We start from the raw sequence: 7,624 nt of genomic DNA on the forward strand, positions 1-7,624 counted from the left end.
CTGGCAGAAGCCGCGGACCGGCATGCCAGCGCCTGCCGGGCCGTCGCTGGCACCCTGGTGGCCTGCGCGGCCTTGCAGCGGCTGGTGCCCACGGCACAGCTGGCAGACCCGCAGCGCCGCACCGCCGAGGTGCAGGCGCTGCGCGCCACCCTGGAGGGCGAGGCGCGCAGCGGCACCGCGGCGCTCCTGCGGCTGTACGGCTTCCGGCCCGGCGATGCCGCGGAGCCGCCGCTGCCGCAACTGGAAGGCCTCGAAGGGATGGACCTGTTCAACCCCGAGCTGCTGCGGCAGGCGGGGCTGCGCCTGGGCCAGGGCGCGGCGGTCGGCGCGGTGCTGGGCGCCGCGGCCGACCTCGCGGTGGGCGGTCTGTCTCTGGGGGCCGGGGCGCTGCTGGGTGGCACCCTCGGCGGTGCACTGGCCCAAGGGCTCGGCCCGCTGGGCCGGCGCCTGGCCGGGCGGCTGCGGGGACAGCAAGCGTTGACCGTGGAAGATGCCGTGCTGTACGTGCTGGCCGAACGCCAGTTGGCCCTGGTGGCTGCGCTCGAAGCGCGCGGGCATGGTGCCGTGGGCATGGCAACCATCGACACGGCCGGCGCCACCCTGCCGGCACGGTCGGAGGCCTTGCGCGCTGCCGTCCAGGCCACGCGCGTGGCGCGGGCCCATCCGGCGTGGGGCCCGAGCGGCGTGCGCGAGCGGGTGGCGTCGTCTGCGCGCGATGAGGCTGTGGCGCGTGTGGCGGCGCATCTGGCGCGGGCCGCGAACCGCATGGCCGGCGAAGCCTCAGGCGGCGGCTGACTCGCCCGATCCCGTGGGTTCGACGGGCCGAATTCCCTCACAACGCGGACGGGCTTCCTACATCGTGCCCCTGGGCCGTCCGACGGCGCACGGCCGGTCCGCCGGCCCACACTGGATTCCATCGCAATTCGAGGAGCTCCTCCGTGAACACCATCATCTACATCGTCGGTCTGGTCGTCGTCATCGCTGCCGTGCTCTCCTTCTTCGGCCTGCGCTGAGCGTCGCGCCGACGGTTCGGCGCAACGCCGGGCCATGTGGCGAATGGCGCACCATCCAGCGCACTGCGGCATGATCGGCGGATGACCTCCGCCGGTGCCGCCATCGCCTCTCCCTCTCCTTTCCCCCTACTCCCGGTCGAGCCACGGCCTATCCTGATTGTCAAGACCGGCAACACGCTCGACGCGCTGCGCGGTCAGCAAGGGGACTTCGACGACTGGATCGCGCGCGGCCTCGGTGCCGATGCCGGCGCTATCGAGGTCTGCGATCCACGCAAGGGCACGCTCCTCCCCGAGCCAGAAACGCTGCGTGCGGTCGTCATCACCGGCTCCCATGAAATGGTCTCGCATCGCGCGCCCTGGAGCGAACGCACGGCCGAATGGCTGGCGCGTTGCGTGCAGGCCGAGGTGCCGGTGCTCGGCATCTGCTATGGCCATCAGCTGCTCGCCCATGCCATGGGCGGCACCGTCGACTTCCACCCCGGCGGGTTGGAGATCGGCACCGTGGCGCTCCATCTGGCATCCGCGGCGCAGCACGATCCGCTGTTCGCCGGTCTGCCCGAGCAGTTTCCGGTTCAGGTCATTCACCGCCAGAGCGCGCTGCAGTTGCCGCCCGGCGCCGTGCCCCTGGCCGCCAATGCGCACGAGCCGCACCAGGCCTTTCGCATCGGCAGATGTGCGTGGGGCGTGCAGTTCCATCCCGAGTTCGATGCGGCGGCGATGCGCGGCTATGTCCAGGCGCAGGCGCCCAACCTCGACGATCCCGACGCGGTTGCGGCGCAGGTGCGGCCCACGCCGGAAGCCGCCAGCCTGCTGGGCCGGTTTGCGCAGCTCGCCGCAGGCGGGACCGGACGGGAGACTACATCGGCCGCATCGCTCACCGGCTACGGTGCATCCGTCTTCCAGCCCTTTCAGGAGTGAACGCGCCATGTCCTTGCACGCCTCCCCCGTCGACGCCTCTTCGCGTCGCCGGCATTTCTCGATGATCCGCGGCTTCCATCTGGCCGACTTCTTCACCTTGGGCAACGCTGCCTGCGGCGTGGGCCTGGTGCTCCTGGCCATGGCCTACGTGGCCAGCGGTGACGTGCGGCATTTCTACGCGGCAGCGGTGCTGGCGCCCGCCGCCTTCGTGCTCGACATCTTCGACGGTCGCATCGCGCGTTGGCGGCAGACGCATTCCGCGCTGGGCCGCGAGCTGGACTCGCTGGCCGACGTGATTTCCTTCGGCGTGGCCCCTGCGGCGCTGGGCTTCGCGGCCGGCCTGCGCGGCGGCTGGGACGCCGTGGTGCTGCTGTATTTCGTGTGCTGCGGCGTGAGTCGCCTGGCCCGCTACAACGTCACGGCCGAAGCCCTGTCGGAGGGGAGCGACAAGGTGCGCTATTTCGAAGGCACGCCCATCCCGACCAGCGTGGTGCTCGTCGGGCTGCTTGCCTGGGCAGCAGCACAAGGCCGGCTCGGGGATGCCCTGTGGGGCGGTGGATGGCAGATCGGCACCTGGACCCTGCACGCGTTCACGTTGCTGTATGCCCTCTCGGGCACACTGATGATCAGCAAGACGCTGCGCATTCCGAAATTCTGATTGCGCCTGCACCGTTCATCCGCGACGGCGCCCGCCGCCGACCTTCCATCCATGACCCATCCCTCTCCTCAACTGACGCAGCATGCCAAGGGCATCGACCAGTTGATCCAGCTGGCAGCCGCCAAGCCCCTGTCGCCCGCCGTCGACCATTTCTACTTCCTGCGCCACGGGCAGACGCCGCGCAATGCGCTGCGCATCTTCCAGTCTTATGAAGAGCCGCTGTCGGACCTCGGCCTGCAACAGGCGGCGCTGGCCGCCACGCTGCTGGCGCAGGAGCCCATCCGCAGCATCGTCTGCAGCGACGCCCGCCGAGCCTTCGACACCGCCCACGCCGTGGCCGCGCCCCTGGGGCTGACGCCGGTGGCGCGCGAGGTGCTGCGCGAGCGGCACTTCGGCTGCCTCATCGGCACGTCCTCTGCGGAGATCGACTGGGCCTGTTCGCCAGAGGGCGGCGAAACCCTGGCGCAGTTCGTCGAGCGCAAGCGCGCCGCGCTCGACGCTGCGCTGCAGGCGCCGGCCCCCGTGCTCATCGTGGCCCACGGTGGCACCCTGTATGTACTGGCGGCCCTGCTGCGGGTGCCGGTCGATGCCGCCCTGCTCGGCAACGCGCAGCCGTTGCGCTTCGAGCGCCAGGCGAACGGACAGTGGACGGCGCGTGCCCTCATGCGCGCCGACGGATCGGTCGCCGCCATCGCCTGATCCGCCTGATCGGCGTTCGCGCCGAGCTGTCTTGACCAGCGACCTCCCCATGCAGGACTGGCGCGGACCTCGCGACCCGCGCCCGCATGCAGGCCGCATAGCCCCATGCCATGACCATTGACCGTTCTTCCTGGAGCGCCTTCCTCAAGCTCCGGCACCTCATCATTGCGCTGACCACCTTGAGCGCCGTGGTCGCTCTGCTGGCGACCGTCTATGCGAGCTACCGTGTGCAGCGCGAACAGCTGGTCGCACAGTCGCTGGACTACAACCGCGCCTATGCCGACAAGCTGGCCAGCACCGTCGACGATTTTTTCCGCGGCGCGCAGCAACAGCTTGCCTATTCGGCCGAGACGCTGTCCGGGCACATGAAGGACCCTGCCTTCATCAAGGAAGAGGTCCGGCGCCTGCATCTGCAGACCGACAGCTTCAACTCCGTGGCGGTCGTGGATATGCAGGCGCGCGTGCTGATGGCCGCGCCCGAGTCCCTGCAGGCCCAGGGCACCGTCCTCGCTGACCCCGCGACGCGACGCATCCTCGACGCTGCGCGTCCCCACATCAGCGCGCCCTATCTGCCGCCGACCGGCAATCTGCTGATCTACGTCTCGGAACCCATCCTGGCCGAGGATGGCCGCCCGCTGGGCATGGTGGCCGGCACGATCTATCTGACGCAGAAGAGCGTGCTCAACCAGCTGCTGGGCAACCACTACTACCACGACGGCTCGTACGTGTATGTGGTGGACGCGCAGCGGCGCATCCTCTATCACCCGGACAGGCGCCGCATCGGAGACCTCGCGAACGGCAACGCGGCAGCGGCACGGGCTTCACGGGGCCGCTCCGGGAGCCAGGTGGTCGTCAACAGCCAGGGCATCGAGATGGTCGCCGGCTTCGCCGTGGTGCCGAGCACCCGCTGGGGCATCGTCGCCCAGCGACCGCTCTCGCAGACGCTGGCGCCCATCGGGTCGCTGATGGGCAAGGTCCTCGGATGGACGCTGCCCTTGAGTGCGGTGGCACTGGTGCTCGCCTGGGCCTTCGCCCTGAAGATCGCCAAGCCCCTCAATGCCATGGCGGCGGTCGCCACCGACTACCGCGCCGGCGATACGGACGAGCGGCTGCGGGCCGTTCCCGCCTGGTATTTCGAGGCGACCCAGATCAAGAGTGCAATGCTGCTGGGACTGGGCGTCTTCACCGGCAACCTTCGCCGGCTTCAGAAGGATGCCGTCACCGATCCACTGACAGGGCTGGGCAACCGACGGCAGTTCGACCTGCGCTTGAACCGTCTGGCGGAGCGGGGCACGCCCTTCTCCCTCGTCATGCTGGACATCGATTACTTCAAGCGGATCAACGACGCCTTTGGCCACGACGTGGGCGACGAACACCTGCGGCGGCTGGCGGCCCTGCTCGAAGAAGGGCTCGGCCCCGGCGAGGTCGCCTGTCGCATCGGCGGCGAGGAGTTCGCGCTCATCCTGCCGCGCACCGCCCTGGCCGAGGCCGTGGTGCGGGCGGAGGCGCTGCGCCTGCGGGCTGCCGATGCACCCATGCCCGAAGGCCGGCGGATCACGCTTTCGCTGGGCGTGGCCGACTGGGCCGGGACGGCGTCCGGTGGTGCGGACGACGTGGCCACCGTCCTGAAGGTGGCCGACCAGCGGCTGTATGCGGCCAAGGCCTCGGGCCGCAACCGCGTCGAGGCCGGGGAGCACTGACAAGGTGTGAGCCCGGCCGCCGACATCGGCGGCCGGTGCCCTTGCAATTGCGGCGGCCGGGCCGCACCTCTGAGACATCTCATCACCTGGCGTGTGCGAGCGGTGGCCGTCCCGCTCGGAACCATCGTGATTCCATCGTGGCGGCAGGCGTTCGCGGGCGCATGGTGACGCAGGGCTGGGCTTCGCGCCCGCCTTGTGCAACCCCGACATGGAACAACGCAACGCCATGGACGCATCGAAGAACCACTACGACACCCTGGGCGTGGCCCGTGACGCCACCGCCGATCAGATCCGCAAGGCCTACCGCCGCCTGGCCCGCAAGTACCACCCCGACGTCAGCAAGGAAGCCGACGCGCAGAGCCGCATGCGCGAGATCAACGAGGCCTATGAAGTGCTTGGCGACGCCGAGAAGCGGGCCGACTACGACGCCCAGGCCGAGCGCATCCGCCGTGGGGCCGGCATGGGCGGCAGCGACGGATTCATGCCGCCACCGGGCTGGGAGGATGGTTTCAGCTTCTTCCGCAGCGGCGGCTCGGGCGCTGGGAACGAGGCACCGGACCTGGGCGCCTTCTTTTCCGACCTGTTCGGCGCCGCATCCGCAGGGCCGGCGGGCTCGGGCATGGGTCGACGGGCGCAAGCCGCCGCAGGCGCGGACCGGCATGCCGCCATCGAGGTCCCGCTCGAATTCGCCCTGACCGGCGGCGAGCGCGAGATCCAGCTGCAGGCCGTGGAAATCGACGCCGGTGGGCGGCCCCGCCCAGTCACTCGCACGCTGCAGGTGCGCCTGCCGCGCGGTGTGAGGCCGGGGCAGCAGATCCGGCTGGCGGGCCAGGGGATGCCCGGGACCGGTGGCCAGCCGGCGGGCGATCTGTACCTGGAGGTGCGCATCGCGCCGCATCCGCGCTACCGCGTCGAGGAGCGTGACCTGGTGATGGACCTGCCCGTGACACCCTCCGAAGCCGCGCTAGGGGCGGAGGTCGAGGTACCGCTGCCCGGCGGCGGCATCGGCCAGGTCAAGGTGCCGGCCGCGGCGCGTGCGGGCATGAAGCTGCGGCTCAAGGGCCGCGGGCTCGGGGGCGACCTCTATCTGGTGCTGGCTATTGCGGTGGCGCCCGCCGACAGTGCGGCCGCGAGGGCGGCATACGAGCAGCTCGCCAAGGCGACGGCCGGGTTCGACCCGCGCCGCGACATGGGTGCGCGCAGCGGCGCGGCCACCGCGGCTTGATCCGGGCGGCTGTGGGCCCCACCACCGCCCGCGCACAGAGACGGAGGTCCGGGCAAGAGTGCCCGCCGTTCCAAGCCAGATCTGGCACGTCCAGCCAGGACCGCTTATTCTTACGTTTTCACTATCGATGAAGAGAGGGTAGGAAATGGCCACCACCGCCACGTTGTCCAGCAAGTTCCAGATTTCCATTCCCAAGGCCGTTCGGGAGGAACAGCACTGGAAGGCCGGGCAGGAGTTCGTCTTCATCCCGAAGGGCAAAGGCGTGCTGGTAATGCCCGTGCCGGAGCTGGAGCAATTGGCCGGCATCGCCAAGGGAGCGCGCAAGGACGGCTATCGGGACCGGGAGGACCGCTACTGATGGCGGCGCAACGCGTCGTCGATACGTCTGCCTGGATCGAATGGCTCGACGGCAGTGCGTTGGGCAAGAAAGTCGGCAAGCAATTCCCGGAGAAGGCGCAGTGCGTCGTCCCCACCATCGTCCAGCTCGAGCTGTCGAAATGGATGATGCGAGAAGTCGGCGAGGAAGAAGCCAACCAGGTGATCGCATACACGCAGAAATGCATGGTCGTCCCCCTGGACACCGCCATCGCCGTTCTCGCGGCGGACCTGCATCGCGAATACAAGCTGGCGACCGCCGACGCCGTCGTCTATGCCACGGCCCGGCGTGTCGGTGCGGAGTTGCTGACCTGCGACGCCCACTTCGAGAACCTGCCGGAAGTGCTGTTCTTCCCGAAGTCCGCGTGACGGCCTGCCCACGGCAAGCGTGACATCACTATGCGGCGCGAGAGCCGCATGCCGCGCGGCGCTCAGGCACTGCCGCTCTGGCCTCCATGTCCCAGATGCCGACTGGCGGCGGCAGCCGCTTCGCGCAACGCGCGCCCCACCGCGCCGTCCGGATCGGGGTCGAAGCCGCCGCTGGCGCCCAGCGCCGTGATCACGGCCCGCACCCGGCCGGCATGGTCGAACAAAGGCGCCGCGATGGCGCTGATGCCGGGCAGGTTGGTGTCGCGCACCCAGGCGCAGCCGGCCGCGCGCACCGACTCGCACAGCTGCGCGATGGGACGCTCGGGCGCGAGCGAAGCGCGCTGCCGCGCATCGGCCTGTGCCAGCTCCGCTTCGGCCAGCGCACGCACTCTCGCTTCGTCGCCCAGCCAGCCGAGGAAGGCACGGCCGGTGGCCGACCACAGCAGCGGCAGCACCGAGCCGACGCGCACATTCACCGTGATGGGCAGGCCCGGCTCCTCGAAGCGCACGATGGTCGGGCCCTTGTTGCCCATCACCGCCAGGAAACAGGTCACTTCGAGCGACTCGCGCAGCTGCAGCAGCGCCGGCTCGGCCAGCCGAAGCGGATCGGCCTGCCGCATGGCCGCCACGCCGATCTGGATGGCCGCCGACCCCAGGAAGTAGTGCT

The 7,624-nt window shown here is 70.1% G+C and carries 9 protein-coding genes; 8 read left to right on the forward strand and 1 reads right to left on the reverse strand.

Translation table 11 applies throughout. The features are described from left to right. The 8 genes from QZ772_RS06210 to QZ772_RS06245 all read left to right on the forward strand — a co-directional run. The coding region (locus tag QZ772_RS06210; protein WP_295524056.1) for a DUF3482 domain-containing protein at positions 1–795 on the forward strand (795 nt) is incomplete at its 5' end. Positions 796–1,094: 299 nt separating this feature from the next. Then, positions 1,095–1,931 (forward strand): glutamine amidotransferase, encoded by an 837-nt coding sequence (locus QZ772_RS06215; RefSeq protein WP_295524058.1) that lies wholly within the window; start codon positions 1,095–1,097, stop codon positions 1,929–1,931. A gap of 7 nt (positions 1,932–1,938) precedes the next feature. After that, complete coding sequence (locus QZ772_RS06220; RefSeq protein ID WP_295524060.1) at positions 1,939–2,589, forward strand: CDP-alcohol phosphatidyltransferase family protein; 651 nt, start codon at positions 1,939–1,941, stop codon at positions 2,587–2,589. A gap of 51 nt (positions 2,590–2,640) precedes the next feature. After that, entirely contained in the window at positions 2,641–3,288 is a 648-nt protein-coding gene (locus QZ772_RS06225) for a histidine phosphatase family protein (protein ID WP_295524061.1), read from the forward strand. Positions 3,289–3,398: 110 nt separating this feature from the next. Next, positions 3,399–4,988, forward strand: coding sequence for a diguanylate cyclase (locus tag QZ772_RS06230; RefSeq protein WP_295524063.1), 1,590 nt, complete (start codon positions 3,399–3,401; stop codon positions 4,986–4,988). A 208-nt stretch (positions 4,989–5,196) separates the two neighbouring features. Then, positions 5,197–6,213 (forward strand): DnaJ C-terminal domain-containing protein, encoded by a 1,017-nt coding sequence (locus QZ772_RS06235; protein ID WP_295524065.1) that lies wholly within the window; start codon positions 5,197–5,199, stop codon positions 6,211–6,213. Positions 6,214–6,358: 145 nt separating this feature from the next. Further along, the gene (locus QZ772_RS06240; protein WP_295524067.1) at positions 6,359–6,571 is read left to right on the forward strand and encodes an AbrB/MazE/SpoVT family DNA-binding domain-containing protein; all 213 of its coding nucleotides are present in this window, start codon (positions 6,359–6,361) and stop codon (positions 6,569–6,571) included. Next, positions 6,571–6,957: a type II toxin-antitoxin system VapC family toxin gene (locus tag QZ772_RS06245; RefSeq protein ID WP_295524068.1), complete on the forward strand. Its 387-nt coding sequence runs from the start codon at positions 6,571–6,573 to the stop codon at positions 6,955–6,957. The genes QZ772_RS06240 and QZ772_RS06245 overlap by 1 nt, the downstream gene beginning before the upstream one ends. Positions 6,958–7,019: 62 nt before the next feature. On the opposite strand, the gene QZ772_RS06250 is transcribed toward QZ772_RS06245, so the two are convergent. Further along, the coding region (locus QZ772_RS06250) for an IclR family transcriptional regulator C-terminal domain-containing protein (RefSeq protein ID WP_295524070.1) at positions 7,020–7,624 on the reverse strand (605 nt) is incomplete at its 5' end.

The sequence above is a fragment of the uncultured Pseudacidovorax sp. genome, assembly GCF_913773995.1.
Lineage (GTDB): Bacteria > Pseudomonadota > Gammaproteobacteria > Burkholderiales > Burkholderiaceae_C > Xenophilus.

Coding starts and splice junctions, on each gene's coding strand:
- QZ772_RS06220 (WP_295524060.1), top strand. CDS start 1,939: ATGTCCTTGCACGCCTCCCCCGTCGACGCCTCTTCGCGTCGCCGGCAT.
- QZ772_RS06240 (WP_295524067.1), top strand. CDS start 6,359: ATGGCCACCACCGCCACGTTGTCCAGCAAGTTCCAGATTTCCATTCCC.
- QZ772_RS06245 (WP_295524068.1), top strand. CDS start 6,571: ATGGCGGCGCAACGCGTCGTCGATACGTCTGCCTGGATCGAATGGCTC.
- QZ772_RS06235 (WP_295524065.1), top strand. CDS start 5,197: ATGGAACAACGCAACGCCATGGACGCATCGAAGAACCACTACGACACC.
- QZ772_RS06230 (WP_295524063.1), top strand. CDS start 3,399: ATGACCATTGACCGTTCTTCCTGGAGCGCCTTCCTCAAGCTCCGGCAC.
- QZ772_RS06215 (WP_295524058.1), top strand. CDS start 1,095: ATGACCTCCGCCGGTGCCGCCATCGCCTCTCCCTCTCCTTTCCCCCTA.
- QZ772_RS06225 (WP_295524061.1), top strand. CDS start 2,641: ATGACCCATCCCTCTCCTCAACTGACGCAGCATGCCAAGGGCATCGAC.